General features: G+C 73.9%; 11 protein-coding genes and 2 tRNA genes. 4 read left to right on the plus strand and 9 right to left on the minus strand.

The window, feature by feature from the left end:
- Positions 1-131 precede the first annotated feature (131 nt).
- A complete protein-coding gene (locus ACH4OW_RS12665; protein ID WP_398027245.1) occupies positions 132-1679 on the plus strand; it encodes a PstS family phosphate ABC transporter substrate-binding protein in 1548 nt (515 codons plus the stop codon).
- Here ACH4OW_RS12665 and ACH4OW_RS12670 read toward each other — a convergent pair.
- From ACH4OW_RS12670 to leuS, 5 genes are all read right to left on the minus strand, one after another.
- The gene (locus ACH4OW_RS12670; protein WP_398027247.1) at positions 1582-4170 is read right to left on the minus strand and encodes a ComEC/Rec2 family competence protein; all 2589 of its coding nucleotides are present in this window, start codon (positions 4168-4170) and stop codon (positions 1582-1584) included. The genes ACH4OW_RS12665 and ACH4OW_RS12670 overlap by 98 nt on opposite strands.
- On the minus strand, positions 4167-4892 hold the full coding sequence (locus tag ACH4OW_RS12675) for a helix-hairpin-helix domain-containing protein (RefSeq protein ID WP_398027249.1): 726 nt from the start codon (positions 4890-4892) through the stop codon (positions 4167-4169). Before ACH4OW_RS12675 ends, ACH4OW_RS12670 begins: the two co-directional genes overlap by 4 nt.
- A 608-nt stretch (positions 4893-5500) precedes the next feature.
- Complete coding sequence (locus tag ACH4OW_RS12680; RefSeq protein WP_398027251.1) at positions 5501-6346, minus strand: DegV family protein; 846 nt, start codon at positions 6344-6346, stop codon at positions 5501-5503.
- A gap of 216 nt (positions 6347-6562) precedes the next feature.
- Positions 6563-7306: a hypothetical protein gene (locus tag ACH4OW_RS12685; RefSeq protein ID WP_398027253.1), complete on the minus strand. Its 744-nt coding sequence runs from the start codon at positions 7304-7306 to the stop codon at positions 6563-6565.
- Between the two features lie 168 nt (positions 7307-7474).
- Entirely contained in the window at positions 7475-10348 is a 2874-nt protein-coding gene (gene leuS, locus ACH4OW_RS12690; RefSeq protein WP_398027255.1) for a leucine--tRNA ligase, read from the minus strand.
- A gap of 532 nt (positions 10349-10880) precedes the next feature.
- Here leuS and ACH4OW_RS12695 point away from each other — a divergent pair.
- Entirely contained in the window at positions 10881-11714 is an 834-nt protein-coding gene (locus ACH4OW_RS12695) for a hypothetical protein (RefSeq protein ID WP_398027257.1), read from the plus strand.
- Positions 11711-13252 carry an NADH-ubiquinone oxidoreductase-F iron-sulfur binding region domain-containing protein gene (locus tag ACH4OW_RS12700; RefSeq protein WP_398027259.1) on the plus strand — a complete coding sequence of 514 codons (1542 nt, stop codon included), beginning with the start codon at positions 11711-11713 and terminating at the stop codon, positions 13250-13252. Before ACH4OW_RS12695 ends, ACH4OW_RS12700 begins: the two co-directional genes overlap by 4 nt.
- A gap of 106 nt (positions 13253-13358) precedes the next feature.
- Here ACH4OW_RS12700 and ACH4OW_RS12705 read toward each other — a convergent pair.
- A tRNA-Ala gene (locus ACH4OW_RS12705) sits at positions 13359-13431 on the minus strand.
- Between the two features lie 164 nt (positions 13432-13595).
- Between ACH4OW_RS12705 and ACH4OW_RS12710 the strand changes: the two genes are divergently transcribed.
- Positions 13596-14900, plus strand: a complete 1305-nt coding sequence (locus tag ACH4OW_RS12710) for a glycosyltransferase 87 family protein (protein WP_398027261.1) — start codon at positions 13596-13598, stop codon at positions 14898-14900.
- A 58-nt stretch (positions 14901-14958) separates the two neighbouring features.
- On the opposite strand, the gene ACH4OW_RS12715 is transcribed toward ACH4OW_RS12710, so the two are convergent.
- The 3 genes from ACH4OW_RS12715 to ACH4OW_RS12725 form a co-directional block, all read right to left on the minus strand.
- Positions 14959-15192 carry a hypothetical protein gene (locus tag ACH4OW_RS12715; protein ID WP_360122434.1) on the minus strand — a complete coding sequence of 78 codons (234 nt, stop codon included), beginning with the start codon at positions 15190-15192 and terminating at the stop codon, positions 14959-14961.
- A gap of 3 nt (positions 15193-15195) precedes the next feature.
- The gene (locus ACH4OW_RS12720; RefSeq protein ID WP_360122437.1) at positions 15196-15429 is read right to left on the minus strand and encodes a hypothetical protein; all 234 of its coding nucleotides are present in this window, start codon (positions 15427-15429) and stop codon (positions 15196-15198) included.
- A 160-nt stretch (positions 15430-15589) separates the two neighbouring features.
- Positions 15590-15662, minus strand: a tRNA-Ala gene (locus ACH4OW_RS12725).
- Between the last annotated feature and the right edge of the window lie 27 nt (positions 15663-15689).

Raw genomic sequence — 15689 nt, forward strand, 5'->3', positions numbered from 1 at the left:
CCCGCTTCCGGCACGGTCCGCGCGGACGGCGGATGAACCTCTGGTGACGGGACGCCGAAGCCGTCCCGGGCGGACCCCGGCGTCCTTACATTGCAGGCATTCCGCCATCCGATCAGCTGTGCGAGGTAGCCGTGACCCTGCCGGACACCGAGACGCTCCTCGCCGCGGCCGGGCTCGTCGCCACGGCCGTCCTCTGGGCGGTGGAGCGGTTTCTGCCCGGCCGCAAGCGCATCGGCTACCGCGTCCAGATGGACACCCCGATCGGGATGAACCCCCTGGACGCCCACAGTCTCGTACAGCTGCGGCTGCTCCGCCGGGACCAGGAGATCACCGATGCCACGCTGGCGCTGCTGCGCTTCGAGAACGACGGCGGCAAGGACATCGTGCGCCAGGACTACCAGGAGCCGCTGACGGTCGAGTTCACCGGGCGCACGGTCATCGGGGTGGAGGTGCCGGACGCCAACCCGCCGGACCTCGTGGGCATGCTGACCCGCAACGGCAGCGGCCTCCGGCACAGCGGCGGCCGCCTCGTCGTGCCCAAGGTGCCGCTGAACAAGCGCAATCACTTCAAGCTGCTGGTGCTGCTGTCGGCGGACGACGGTGGTGGCAGCGGTGGTGACGGCGATGGGTCGAACGGCGGTGGCGGGGGCCGCCGTTCGCACGACGTCGTCGTCGGCGGGTTCATCAGCGGCGGGCGGATCCGGCGCAACGCGCAGCGCTGGGGCCCGCGCAAGCTGAGCCTCGGCCTCGGAGGCGTGTGCATCATCCTCGTCGGCCTGCTGGGCGGACTGCTGCTGAACGGGCACCCGGCCACGGCGGGTGGTGAGTGCGCGACCGGGCGGCTGACCGTCGACGGGTCCTCCGCCTTCGCGCCGCCGATGCGGGAGATCGCCCAGCAGTACGAGGCGCGCTGCCAGGGCGCCGAGATCGAGGTGGCGGAGAGCGGCAGCCTCGCCGGGCTGGGGCGGCTGAGCAAGGCGGGGAAGTCCGCGCCGGGCGGCAACCCGGCCTTCCTCGCCGTGTCGGACGTGGCCGCGCCGTCCATCTACCAGGAGCTGACGGGCCGGCCCGTCGGGATCATCCTGCTCGCTCTCGTCGTGAACGAGCGGACGGGCGTCGACAACCTCACCTCCGAACAGGTCCGCGGCATCTACGAGGGCCGGTACACCAACTGGGAGCAGCTCGGCGGCAAGGACCTGCCGGTCCGCATCGTCGGCCGGGACGCGGCCTCGGGCACCCGACGGGCCTTCGAGACGTCCGTACTGCGCGGCTCGGAGCCGGGCACGGTGTCTTCGTACGACTGCAGCGGCAAGGACCGGGACGCGGCGGCACGCGTCACGCGCTGCGAGGTGAACAGCACCGGCAGCCTGCTGGACGCGGTCGGCCGCGTGCCGGGCGCGATCGGCTACGCGGAGGTGTACGCGGCGGCCAAGCACCCGCGGGTGACGAGTGTGCGGCTGAACGGGCGCGAGCCCGACATCGAGTGGGGTGGACAACGCAACTATCCCTTCTGGACGGTGGAGTACCTCTACGCGTACGGGCAGCCCGAGGACGGCTCCCTCGCGGCGAAATTCCGGGTGTTCATGGACTCCGACACGGCGAAGAACGTCCTGCGGAAGTACCGGCACGTGCCCTGCGCCGACCAGTCGGGCGTCCCGGCCTCCGCCTGCCGCCCCTGACGGTGGTGGTGAGCCGGTCCCGGCCGCCCAGCACCGCGATGGCGCCGTCGGTGTCCGTACGCAGCACCCTGGCTCCCTGGGAGCGCAGCGCCTGGACGGTACGCGGCGCCGGGTGGCCGTACGGATTGCCGGCACCGCAGCTGATCAGGGCGACGCGCGGCGCCAGGCGGCGTATCAGCTCCGGGTCCTGGTAGGCGGATCCGTGGTGGGCGACCTTGAGGACGTCGACGGCGGTCAGGTCGGGGTACTGGGTCAACAGGGCTCGCTGGGCGACCGGTTCGAGGTCACCGAGGAGGAGGAAGGTCAGGCCGGCGATGCGTAGCAGCAACGTGACGCTGGCGTCGTTGGGCCCCTCGACGGCACGGGACGCGTAGCCGGTGTGGTGGGGGCCGGGCGCGGGCGGCCAGAGGACTTGCCAGGTCAGCGCGCCGATGCTGCGCTGCTCCCCCGGCGCCGAACCGGTCACCGGTACGCCCGCTGCCGCTGCCGCGCGGTACACGAAGGCGGCCTGGCCGAAGGGCTCCTGAAACGTCGTGGTCTCGATGGCGCCGACCGAACGGCCGCGCAGCACACCGGGCAGCCCGCTGACGTGGTCGGCGTGGAAGTGTGTCAGGACGAGGAGCGGGATGCGGCGTACGCCCAGGCCGGTCAGGCAGCGGTCGATGGCGTCCGGCTCCGGGCCGGTGTCCACGACCAGGGCCGTGCCGTCCCCGGCGGCGATCACCAAGCCGTCGCCCTGCCCCACGTCGCACGCCACCGCGCGCCAGCCCGGGGGCGGCCAGCCGGTGATGACACGGGTGACCGGAGCCGGCCGCAGCACGGCCAGGAGCAGCGCCAGCACGCTGAGCACGCACAACCAGGGCCGGCGCAGCAGCCGGCGGCCGACCAGGACGAGCGCCACCGTGACGGCCGCGAGCAGCAGCGCGCCGCCCCAGCCACCCGGCCAGCCGAACTCCGCGCCCGGCAGCCCCGCTCCCGTACGGGCCACGCCGGCGATCCACGCGGTGGGCAGGCTCGCGCACCATGCGAGGGCGTGCGCGAGGGGCGGGAGGAACGGGGCTGTGGCGAGCGCCGCGAAGCCCAGGACGGTGGCCGGGGCCACGGCCGGCTCGGCCAGCAGGTTGCAGGGGATGGCCACGAGGCCGACGCGGGCGGCGAGCACCACGACGACGGGCGCGCAGACCACCTGTGCCGCGGCCGCAGCGGCGAGCATCTCGGCGATGCGGGGCGGCACCCTGCGGCGTTGCAGGGCGGCGCTCCAGCGCGGGGCGAGGGTGAGCAGGGCGCCGGTGGCCAGGACGGAGAGCAGGAAGCCGTAACTGCGGGCCAGCCAGGGGTCGTAGAGCACGAGGACCAGGACCGCGGCGGCGAGGGCGGGGACGAGGGAACGGCGGCGCCCCGTGCCGATGGCGAGCAGGGTGATCAGGCCGCAGGCGGCGGCACGCAGCACGCTGGGGTCGGGGCGGCAGATGATGACGAAGGCGAGCGCGATCGAGCCGCCCACGACGGCGGTGGTGCGCAGGGACAGGCCCAGGAGGGGTGCCAGGCCGCGGCGTTCGGCCCGTACGGCGAGGTGGGGCGGGCCGATGAGCAGCACCAGGAGGATGGTCAGGTTGCTGCCGGAGACGGCGAGCAGGTGGGTCAGGTCGGTGGCGCGGAAGGCGTCGTCGAGGTCGGGCGGTACGCGCGAGGTGTCGCCGACCACCAGGCCGGGGAGGAGGGCGCGGGCGTCGGGGCTCAGGCCGTCGGTGGCCTCGCGGAGTCCCGCCCGCAGGCCGCCCGCGAGCCGTTGCAGGGCGTCGGGCTGACCCACCACGTGCGGGCCGCCGCCAGTGGTCACCCGCAGGACCGCGGCGACCCGGTCGGACGACAGGACGGACGGCGCCGCGCGGGCCGCGACACGGACACGGGTCGAGGGCAGGAGCCGCTGCCAGTCGGTGAGGTTCCTCGTCCGTTGCACGACGACCAGGACAGGGGTGCGGGCAGCGGTGACCGTGCCGTCCGGGGCGGTGACGCGCACGGCGTCGGCGGGAAACACGAGCGCGGCCGGGGACTGCTGGGCGCCACGCACCCGTGGGCGCGTCAGGCGCGGGTCGCCGGTCAGCTCCACCTCGGCCGTGACCGGGGCGTACCCGTGCGCCAGGCCCGGCAGGGGACCGCGCCGTACGTCCGCCGCGTGCAGCGCCGCCGACGCGGCCCCCGCGGCGGCGCTCAACAGCACCGCGGCGAGGGCGGCCAGCACCCCGGCGGCCCGCAGGTCCGGACGCCGCACCGCGCCGAACGCCACGAGCGCCGCCAGAGCGACGGCCACCGCGCAGCCCGCCGCCACCGCACCGCCGGACCACCCCAGCGCGAGCGCCGCCGCTCCCCACGCCGCGAGCGCGGGCCCCGCCAGGCGGAGATCGACGGCCGCGTCCTCCGGGCGCGGGTCGGCTGCGCCGTACGGCGAGGAGGCCGCGGCGTGGACGGTTGCGCGGCGGTCGGTGGTCATGGCTGGACCAGGGGCCGCAGGTCGGCGAAGCGGCGGTCGCCGATGCCGTTCACGTCACGGAGCTGGTCCACGGAGGTGAAGCCGCCGTGCGCGGTGCGGTACTCGATGATGTGCCGGGCCAGGACGGGGCCGACACCGGGCAGGCCGTCGAGCTGTTCCAGGGTCGCGGAGTTCAGGCTTACGGGAGCGGCGGCTCCGGCGCCCGCGCCGCCGGGCGTTCCGGCGCCCCCGGAAGCCGCGCCGGGACCGGGTCCGGCTGCCGCACCCGGCGCCGCCTGGCCCGGCGCCGGCGCCCCCACGACGATCTGCTCGCCGTCGACCAGCAGCCGCGCCCGGTTCAGCCCGCGGGTGTCCGCGCCCTTCACGACGCCGCCCGCCTCCCGCAGCGCGTCGGCGACCCGCGAGCCCGGTGACAGCCGGTGGATGCCGGGGTGGTGCACCTTTCCGACGACGTCGACCACGAGGAGCCTTCCGGCGGCCGTCGGCGGCCCGCCGGACGGCGGCGCGGTCACCCGCGGCTGTGGAGCGAGGGCCGGACCCGGGGCCGGGGCCGCGGTCGGCGCGGTGTGGGCCGCCGGGGCCCGTACGGGCTGTGGCCGCGCCGACCAGAAATGGTGGGCCGCGAAGGCCGCCGCCACCACGAGCACCACGACGAGCGCGACGAGCGCCTTCGGGTCGATCGCGCATCTCGACTGCACCCACAGGGGCAGCCGTTCCCGCACGGCGAGCCGTAAGCGGGCAGCACGCCCGGGGCACGGATCCCCCGCGGGACCAGCCGGCGCATCCGCGTGCGGCACGCCCGCGCCAGGTACGTCCGCCCCAGGTACGCCCGCGCCCGGTACGCCCGCGCCCGGCGGCCCCCGGAACAGGGCCTCGGCCCGCGCACGCACCGCCGCAGCGGTCTCGGCCCGCCGAGCGGCCCGCCCCCGCACCTTGGGCCGCGCCCCCTCCCGGCATCCCGAGCCGAAGTCAGGGTCCGAGGAGGCATCGGAGAAGGAATCCGACGAGGGACCCGAGGAGGCGTCGGAGAAGGGATTGGAGTAAGGGCTGGAGCGGGGGTTGGAGTTGGGGCCTGAGCGGGGATCGGAGTCAGGGCCCGAGGAAGGGCCGGGATCGGGTCCGAAGGGAGCGGCAGGGCCAGAATTCTCGGTTACGGAGAGTGATTTCTGCGTCATGCCCAACGACGTTAGGTACTCCGCGCGAATCCCGCTCCGAGCCGTCAATTCCCGTGGATAACCCGCCGGTTGTGGATAACCGCGTCACCCGAAAGAGCCCCTCCGCGCCCCCACGACTACACCCACGACTACGCCCACGGATCCACCCCCTCCCGCTAACGCGGCGACACCACCGCCCCCAGCAGCCCCGGCCCCGTATGCGCGCCGATCACCGCCCCCACCTCGCTCACGTGCAGTTCGACCAGCCCGGGCAGCCGTTCCCGCAGCCGCTGGGCCAGCGCGTCCGCCCGCTCGGCCGCCGCGAGGTGGTGCACGGCGATGTCCACCGGCCCCTCTCCCGCCCGGTCCGCGGCGATCTCTTCCAGCCTGGCGATCGCCTTCGACGCCGTGCGGACCTTCTCCAGGAGTTCGATCCGCCCCTCGTCGAGCTGGAGCAGCGGTTTGACGGCCAGCGCCGAGCCCAGCAGCGCCTGGGCCACCCCGATCCGGCCGCCCCGCCGCAGATAGTCGAGAGTGTCGACGTAGAAGTAGGCGGACGTCTGCTCGGCGCGCTTCTCGGCCGCCGCGACCGCCTCGTCCAGGTTGCCGCCGGCCTCCGCCGCCTCGGCCGCCGCCAGGGCGCAGAAGCCCAGCGCCATCGCGACCATGCCGGTGTCCACGACGCGTACCGGAATGGGAGCCCCCTTGGCCGCCAGCACCGCCGCGTCGTACGTGCCGGAGAACTCCGAGGACAGATGCAGGGAAACGATGCTCTGCGCGCCCGCTTTCGCGATGTCCTCATAGGCGGCGGCGAAGGTCTCCGGGCTGGGCCGCGAAGTCGTCACGGAGCTGCGCTTCTGGAGCGCCTGGGCGACCGATCTCGCCGAGATCTCGGTGCCCTCCTCCAGGGCCTGGTCCCCGAGGACGACGGTCAGCGGCACCGCCGTGATCCGGTGGTGCTCCAGTGCCGCCCGCGGCAGGTAGGCCGTTGAATCGGTGACGATCGCGACATGGCGGGACATGACTGGGAGGTTATCCGGGGATCCGGGCGCCCGACAGTGCGGGCTCCTTTCAAGATCCCATAGGAATGGTCAAAGGTGTGCCGTGAGCAGCCGCCCGACGCCCCTCAGCGCCCGGCCCATCACCACCCGGCGCACCAGTGCCCGGCCCGTCACCGCCCGTGCCTCGGCCCGGCCCCCGTTTCCGTCGCCTCCGTCGCCTCCGTCGCCTCCGTCGCCTCAGGTCGTCCGCTCCGTACGCGGCGCCTTCTGCCAGGGGTAAGCGGGCTGCGTACGCGCGTCCCGCGCCGTGATGGCAGGAGTCTCGTCCTCGGCCGGCCCCCACCCAGCAGGCGCCGCGGGCGAGCCACCGGACGCGGCGGACGCGGCGGTCCCTGACGCCCCCTCCTCCGGCGTCTTGAGGCGGTCCTCCAGCGGCTCCTTCGCCCAGTGCCGCAGCGCGCCGGCCTCCATGTCGATCTGCTCGCCCAGGGACGCCAGGTCGTCGTCGGCGAACTGCCGGGCGCGGTCCCTGGCCGCCCACCGCAGCGACTCGGCGGAGTGCGTGATGCGCTCCAGGCGCTCCCGCAGCTCCGGCAGCCGGGCCGCGACGCCGGCCTTGGCGGGCTCCCGCTCCAGCCGCTTCAGCTCGTCGTCCAGCTCGTGACCGTGGGCGCTGAGCCGCTCGAAGAGCCCCAGCGCCTCTTTCAGCGAGGCGTCGTCGGCGGCGCCCGCGTGCAGCACGTCCTGGGTGGCCCGCATCGACGTGCGCAGCGACAGCCGCAGCTGTGCCAGCTCCCCTGCCACGCCCGGCTGGGTGAACTGCCGGGCCCTGAGGGTGGTGTCCTCGACGGTCCGGCGCGCCTGCGCCATTCCGCGGTCCACGCCGCGCTTGGCCGCCTTGACGGCCTTGACCGTGACGAAGACGCCGGCCGCGACGAACAGCAGGAAGAGGAGCCCGAAGATCGCGGCGACGGCTTCCATGGTTTCTCCTCGTCGTGACGACGCATGGGGGCGGTGGCGCCGGGGGCCCGGCTCTTCCACCGTAAACGCAACGGGCAGGTCGGGGGTTCCCTTCGAACCCCCAACCTGCCCGTAGTGGTCATCCCTTAGCCACGCCCCGCGAAGGGCTCAGGCTGCGGAAACGGTGCCTCACGCGGGAACGATGTTCACCAGCTTCGGCGCCCGCACGATCACCTTGCGGATGCCCGCGCCGCCCAGCGCCGCCACGACCGCCGGGTCGGCCAGCGCCGCCGCCTCCAGGTCCGCGTCCGTGACCGACGGGGAGACCTCCAGGCGCGCCTTGACCTTGCCCTTGATCTGCACGACGCAGGTCACGGTCTCGTCGACCACGTACGCCGGGTCGGCGACGGGGAAGTCGCGGTGGACCACGGAGTCGGTGTGGCCCAGCTTGCGCCACAGCTCCTCGGCGATGTGCGGGGCCAGCGGCGCGACCAGCAGCACCAGGCGCTCGGCCACCGAGCGCGCGACCGGGCCGCCCGCCTTGGTCAGGTGGTTGTTCAGCTCCGTCACCTTGGCGATGGCGGTGTTGAAGCGCAGGTTGGCCAGGTCCTGGCCGACGCCGTCGATCGCCTTGTGCAGGGCGCGCAGCGTGTCCTCGTCGGGCTCCGTGTCGGCGACGGTGACCTCGCCGGTCGCCTCGTCCACGACGTTGCGCCACAGGCGCTGCAGCAGGCGGTACTGGCCGACCACGGCGCGGGTGTCCCACGGCCGCGAGACGTCCAGCGGGCCCATCGCCATCTCGTACAGGCGCAGCGTGTCCGCGCCGTACTCCGCGCAGATCTCGTCCGGCGTGACGGCGTTCTTCAGGGACTTGCCCATCTTGCCCAGGACGCGGCTGACCTTCTCGCCCTGGTAGTAGAACGCGCCGTCGCGCTCTTCCACCTCGGCGGCCGGTACGGCGATCCCGCGGCTGTCGCGGTAGACGAACGCCTGGATCATGCCCTGGTTGTAGAGCTTGTGGAACGGCTCGGAGGAGCTGATGTGGCCCAGGTCGTGCAGCATCTTGGACCAGAACCGCGCGTACAGCAGGTGCAGTACGGCGTGCTCCTGGCCGCCCACGTACAGGTCGACGCCGCCGGTCGGCTGGCCCTCGCGCGGGCCCATCCAGTACTGCTCGATCTCCGGGTCGACCAGCGCCCGGTCGTTGTTCGGGTCGGTGTAGCGCAGCTCGTACCAGCAGGAACCCGCCCAGTTGGGCATGGTGTTGGTCTCGCGGCGGTACTTCTTCGGGCCGTCGCCCAGGTCCAGTTCCACGTTAACCCAGTCCTCGTTGCGGGACAGCGGGGTCTCGGGCTGGGTGTCGGCGTCGTCCGGGTCGAAGGTGCGCGGCGAGTAGTCGTCGACCTCGGGCAGCTCCAGCGGCAGCATCGAGTCGGGCAGCGCGTGCGCGACGCCGTCCTCGTCGTAGACGATCGGGAACGGCTCGCCCCAGTAGCGCTGGCGGCTGAACAGCCAGTCGCGCAGCCGGAAGTTGACGGTGCCCTCGCCGATGCCGTTGGCGGCCAGCCACTCGGTCATCTTGATCTTGGCGTCCGGGACGGTCAGGCCGTCCAGCGAGATGTCGGCGCCGGACGAGTTGATCAGCTTCGCCTCGTACGAGTCGAAGGCGTCGTCCCAGGTGGCGGGGTCCTGGCTGCGGTCGTCCGACGGCTCGACCACACAGCGCATGGGCAGTTCGAAGGCGCGCGCGAAGGCGAAGTCACGACTGTCGTGCGCCGGGACGGCCATGATCGCGCCGGTGCCGTAGCCCATCAGCACGTAGTCGGCGATGAAGACCGGGACGCGCTCGCCGCTGACCGGGTTGGTCGCGTACGCGCCGGTGAAGACGCCGGTCTTGTCCTTGGCCTCGGCCTGCCGCTCGACGTCCGATTTGGCCGCGGCCTGCTTGCGGTACGCGGCGACGGCCTCGGCCGGGGTGCCGTACCCGCCGGTCCAGACCTCGTGGGTGCCCTCGGGCCAGGCGTCCGGGACGATCGAGCGCTCGCCGGAGACCAGCTCGTGTTCGGGCGCCAGCACCATGTAGGTGGCGCCGAACAGCGTGTCCTGGCGGGTGGTGAAGACGGTGATCTTGTCGTCGCCCACGGGGAAGTCGACGCGCGCGCCCTCGGAGCGGCCGATCCAGTTGCGCTGCTGCAGCTTGATGGCGTCCGGCCAGTCCAGCCCGTCCAGATCCTCCAGCAGGCGGTCCGCGTAGGCGGTGATGCGCATGTTCCACTGGCGCAGCTTGGCCTTGAAGACCGGGTAGTTGCCGCGCTCGGACCGGCCGTCGGCGGTGACCTCCTCGTTGGCCAGCACGGTGCCCAGCCCGGGGCACCAGTTGACCGGCGCGTCCGAGGCGTACGCCAGGCGGTATTCGCCCAGGACCTCGGCGCGCTCGGCGGCGCTCAGCGCGTTCCAGGGGCGGCCGTCCGGAGTCTCGCGCTCCCCGGCCTCGAACTGCGCCACCAGCTCCGCGATGGGGCGGGCCTTCTTCGCGTCGGCGTCGTACCAGGAGTTGAAGATCTGGACGAAGATCCACTGGGTCCACTTGTGGTACGCCGGGTCGATCGTCTCGATCGAGCGGCGCCGGTCGTGGCCCAGGCCCAGCCTGCGCAGCTGGCGCCGCATGTTGACGATGTTGGCCTCGGTGGAGACCCGCGGGTGCGTGCCGGTCTGCACGGCGTACTGCTCGGCGGGCAGGCCGAAGGCGTCGAAGCCCAGGGTGTGCAGCACGTTGTGGCCGGTCATCCGCAGATGACGGGCGTAGACGTCGGTCGCGATGAAGCCCAGCGGGTGGCCCACATGCAGGCCCGCACCCGAGGGGTACGGGAACATGTCCATGACGAACTTCTTGGGCTTGGCCACCAGCTCCGGGTCGCCCGCCAGGTCGCCCTTCGGGTTCGGGGCCTCGTACGTCCCCTCGGCCTCCCAGAAGTCCTGCCAGCGCGCCTCGATGTCGGCGGCCAGCGCTGCCGTATAGCGGTGCGGCGCTGCCACCTCGGCAGCCGAAGTCGTCTCGCTCATCGTCCTCAAAGCTCCATCGGTCGTCTCTGCCTGCGGCACCTGCGAAAACTGCGAATCCTGCGGAAACAAAAAGACCCCTCGCACAGGAGGGGACGCCGCGCCGATGCCGACCGGAAGCTCACCGGTCGGTACTGGTCAGCGCGGCCCGCTAAGCAGAAGGCGTACGGCACGCATGGCGTCAGGGTACCGCAGGGGGCGCCGGGCCCGCTTGGAGCACCGCCCTTGGGCCCAGGGGCCGTACCCCGGCGACGGCGGGCTCCCGGAGGCGCGCGCGGCCAGCGGGACGGGCCGACGACCGACGGTAGCAGCGCGCCGCCCCGCACCACCCCGCTTACGGAAAGCCCGCCGCCCCGGCCCCGCGCCGCCCTAGTTTTCCCGCATGCGCCCCCACCGCAAGAGCCGTGCCGCCCCCGGATCGCGCCTCCCCGGCTTACCCCGCCCGGGGCGACGCCCCCGCCGCCCTGACCCCTCGGACCAGGTCCCCGGTCCACGCCGCCCCGGCCCCCCGGTCGCCGTCCGGGGCCGGCGCCGCTTGCGCCGCCCCGCCCTCGCCGCCGGAGCCGCCACCGCCCTGGCCCTCGCCCTGCTCGCCGGCACCGGCCCCCTGCGCGGCTTCCTCGACTTCACGGGCGGCGTGCTGACCCTCGTCTCCCTGACGGCCTCCGTCGTCTGGGGCCTGGTCGCGGCAGGCCGGACGGTCCTGCTGCCCCGCAGCCGGCTGCTCGCCCAGGGCGTCCACCGGGCCGTGGCCACCGCCTCGCTCGGCTTCCTGGTCCTGCACATCGCGGTCAAGACCGCCGAGGGGCACGCCCGCGCCCTGAACGCGCTGCTCCCCTTCTCCGGGACGCCCGCCCCCGACGCGTCCACGCTGATCGGTTTTGGCGCCCTGGCCGGATACCTGATGGTGCTGACCGCCGCGACCGGCGCACTGCGCAGCGCGTTCGCCGGAAAGGGGCGCGCGTCCGAACGCTGGCGCGCCCTGCACGCCTGTGCGTACCCGGCCTGGTGCCTGGCGCTCCTCCACGGCCTCAAGGCGGGGCGCAGCCCTTCGGGCTGGGTCACCGCCGGGTACGCGCTGTGCCTGACGGCCGTCGCCGCCGCCCTCCTGGCCCGCGCCTTCCTCCCCCGGATACTCCGTGCGCGGCTGCGCGCCCGTACTGCCGCACCCCCGCCCGCCGCGCCCCCGGAGCCGCCGTTTCCCAACCCACCGCCCCTGGAGAACCCGCCGCCCCTGGAGGCCGGGCCGCCCTCCTACGGACGGCACGCCCTCCACCCCGGCTCACACGCCCTCCACTCCGGCGCGCACCCCCGCCGCTCCGGCCCGCACGCGCTCCACTCCGCCTCGTCCGGCCGGCCCCGCACGTGACCGGCCCGCTCCCCGACGTCCCGCCCGTGTACGCCCTCGGCCTGCCCCGGCTGACCGCGGGCTTCGACCAGGCCGAACGGCTCGACCGCCGCACACACCTGCTCGCCCACGGCTCACCGCCGACCCTCCCAGGGCACCGGCTGGCCGAACTGGCGGACGCCATCGCGCTGCGCGGCCGCGGCGGCGCCGGCTTCCCGCTCGCGCGGAAGCTGGAGGCGGTGGCCCACCACGCGCGGCGCTCGGGCGTCCGGCCCGCGGTCGTCGTGAACGGCTGCGAGGGCGAGCCCGCCTGCCGCAAGGACACCGTCCTGCTGTGCCGCGCGCCACACCTCGTCCTGGACGGCGCGCTGCTCGCCGCCGACGCCCTCGGCGCCCGCACCCTGGTCGTCGGCGTGACCAAGGACACGGCCGAGACGTCCGTACGGGACGCGCTGGCCGAACGCGGGCTGAGCGACCGGCGGCGCGGCCGGTCGCTGCGCGCCCGGCTCGTGCGCGTACCGGAACGGCTGGTCTCCGGCGAGGCGTCCGCGCTGATCCGGGCGGCCGGGGGCGGTCCCGCGCTGCCGCCGGGGCGGCGCGTGCGGGCCGCCGAGTCCGGGCTCGGCGGCGCGCCCACGCTCTTCTCCAACGCCGAGACGTTCGCCCAACTCGCCGTCGCCGCCCGGCTGGGCGCGCACCGGTACGCCTCCACGGGGGCGCCCCACGAGCCCGGCACCCTGCTCCTGACCGTGTCCGGCGCGGTGCCCTCCCCCGCCGTCGTCGAGGCACCGAGCGGGGTGCCGCTTCCCTATGTCCTCCAGGTGTGCGCCGCCGACCCGGCTCCCGGCGGCGTCCTGGTGGGCGGCTACCACGGCGCCTGGCTGGACGCACCGACCGCCTACGGGACGGTCGTCACCCGTGAAGCGCTCGCGGCCTGCGGCGGGGCGCTCGGCGCCGGCGCGGTGCTGCCGGTGCCCGCCGGCAGCTGCCCGCTGGGCGAGACCCTGCGCGTGGCGCACTGGTTGGCGGCCGAGTCGTCGGGACAGTGCGGGCCGTGCCGGCTGGGCCTGCCCGCGCTGGCGAGCGCGCTGGCGGCCACCTTGTCGGGCGGCGGCCAGGAGACGCTGGAGGCGGTACGGCACGCCGCGCAGGCCGTGCGCGGGCGCGGCGCGTGCAAACACCCGGACGGTGCCGCGCGGTTCGTACTCTCCGCGCTGGACGCGTTCCCCGACGACCTCGCCGCGCACGCCCTGGCCGGCGGCTGCGGGCGGGAGACCGCCGGTGTGCTGCCGCTCCCGGCACCGGAAGCGGCGGACGCGGTCGACGGCACGGGCACGGGCGCCGGGAACCCGACGGCCGCCGCGGGCCGGCTGGCGGTGGACTGGACCCTGTGCGAGGGCCACGGGCTGTGCGCGAAGCTGCTCCCGGAGGCCGTACGCCTCGACCCCGACGGCTACCCGGTGATCTCGGACACCGCGCTCCCGGGACGGCTGCGCGGCCGTGCCCAACGGGCCGTACGCCGCTGTCCCGCACTCGCCCTCCGGCTGGAGAAACCCTGAGGCCGAGAAGCCCTTGGGCGGTCACAACGCGATGATACGGCCGCAACGCGAAGATCCCGCCCGGTCGCTTCGACCGGACGGGATCCCGTGGACATCAGTCCTTCTGTGGAGCTAAGGAGAATTGAACTCCTGACCTCCTGCATGCCATGCAGGCGCTCTACCAACTGAGCTATAGCCCCTTGCTGTGTTCCACCGCGGTTTCCTTCCGGCTCCCCGCTGCGGCATCGCCTACATTACACGGACCTCCCCGCCTTCTGCCAAATCGGTTGCGGGCGGCCTCCCGGGAACGGCGCGAGGTACTGTCGGCGAGCCGTGCCCGATTCGTCCTGGGGAGCTGTACGCCGTGACCGCGCTGGAGCTGGAAGAGTCCGCTGCACCCCGCGGCCCCTCCCCGGTGAAGAGCTTCGTCCGACGCCGTCCCGTACTGCTGGCGGTGATCGGTTGCCTGGTCTCCTTCGCCGCCTTCTGGACCGCGCAGCGGCTGGCCCACGTGACGATGATCGACCTCATGGTCTACCGCGCCGAGGGCTGGACCGCGCGCACCGGCGAGGACCTCTACGACATGGTGGCGACCTCGGCGAACCTGCCCAACACCTACCCGCCCTTCGCCGCGCTGCTGTTCACGCCGCTGACGCTGGTCGGCGTACCGGAGATGCGTACGCTCGCCACGCTCGGCAACCTCCTGCTGATGGCCGCCGTCGCGCACCTCGGCCTGCGGCTCGCCGGCCGTCCCGAGCGCGTACCGCCGCTCGCCGCCGCGCTGTCCGTGGCCGCGCTGCTGGTCTGGTGCGAGCCGGTGTGGACGACGCTGCGCTACGGGCAGATCAACCTGCTGCTGGCCGTGCTGGTCCTGTGGGACCTGACGCGCAAGGACACCAACCGGTGGGCCGGCGTCGGCATCGGCCTGGCGGCCGGCATCAAGCTCACCCCGGCCCTGTTCGCCGTCTTCCTCGCGCTGGCCGGGCTCGTACGGGCCTGGCAGCGGCTGCGGGCGGGCGCCGGGCCGCGGGCGGCGTGGAACCCCTGGCTGCGGCAGGCCGTCGTCGCCTGCCTCACCTTCCTGGGCACCGTGGTGCTGTCCGCGCTCGTCCTGCCGCACGACTCCCGGCGCTTCTGGACGGAGATCATCTTCGCCGCCGACCGGGTCGGCGAGGTGGAGATCACCGCCAACCAGTCGCTGCGCGGCGCGCTGGCCCGGCTGCTGCACACCCACGACCCCGGCCTGTGGTGGCTGGTGGCCGCGGCCGTCGTGGCGGTCTGCGGACTGGCCGTCGCGGTCGTCGCGCTGCTGCGCGGCCGCCGGGCCTGGGCCGCCGTGGCCTGCGCGGTGACCGCCCTGCTGGTCAGCCCGATCTCCTGGTCGCACCACTGGGTGTGGGGCGTGCCGATGCTGATCCTGCTCGGCTCGGAGGCGATCGGCCGCGGCGGATTCGGCAGCCGGGCCGGCAAGCGGTGGTGGGCGGGGACGCTCGCGACGGGCCTCCTCTTCTGTTCGTTCGCGCTGTGGTTCGTGCCGCACCGCTACCACCATCACGAGGAACTGCACCAGAACGGCGGCCAGATGCTGCTTTCCGGGATCTATCCGATCGCCGGCCTGGCGTTCCTGGCCCTGACCGCCGTCCTGCTGAGGCGCGAACGCGCCGAGTAGACGGGCCGTCAGGAGCGGCCGGGGGAAGGGGGGAAGGGGCGTCGCGGGGAGCCGGGGCTCAGGCGGTCGCGAAGGAATAGAAACGCTTCAGCGTGCAGTGCTCGTCCAGCAGCCGGCCGTAGATCGGCTCCCCGTCGAGTTCGCGGTACGTCTCGATCGGGTCGCCTTTTATGACGAGGGCCCGCGCGCACTCCTCGCACCAGTACTGGTAGTCGGAGTTGACCGGCTCCATGTCCCGGACGATCGGCGTCCCGCTGCCGCACCAGTCGCATTTCCTGCTGTGAGCGCCCATCCGTCAGCTCCAGCTGTGGCCGCAGGCCGTACAGACGAACGAGATGCCGCCGTTGTCGCCCAGCACCTGCGCCACGTGGGGCGAGCCGCAGGAAGGGCACTGGAGCACGGCACCGGCCGCGCCGTGCGCTTCCGGGCGGGCGGGGCGGGGCGCGGCTTCCGGCAGCGGGGCGGCGTCCCGCACCGGGGAGGGGGCATCGAGAAGGCCGTCGGCCTCCTCCATGATGCTCGTGGGCATCGCGTTCTCTCCTCCCCTGCCGGCGCCGTCCGAATTCTGCCACGGACCGCCGACCGGGTCAGTCCCGGCGCCGTACCGGTTCCGGTATCCGGCGGCACCCGCAGGACCGGGTAACAAATGATCCCGCCCCCCAGTGCGGGAGACGGGATCATCCGAGGTGTGGAGCTAAGGAGAATTGAACTCCTGACCTCCTGCATGCCATGCAGGCGCTCTACCAACTGAGCTATAGCCCCGGGTCTTGTTCCGCTCCTCCGGGGTTT

The sequence above is a fragment of the Streptomyces sp. NPDC017056 genome (assembly GCF_044332485.1).
Classification (GTDB): domain Bacteria; phylum Actinomycetota; class Actinomycetes; order Streptomycetales; family Streptomycetaceae; genus Streptomyces.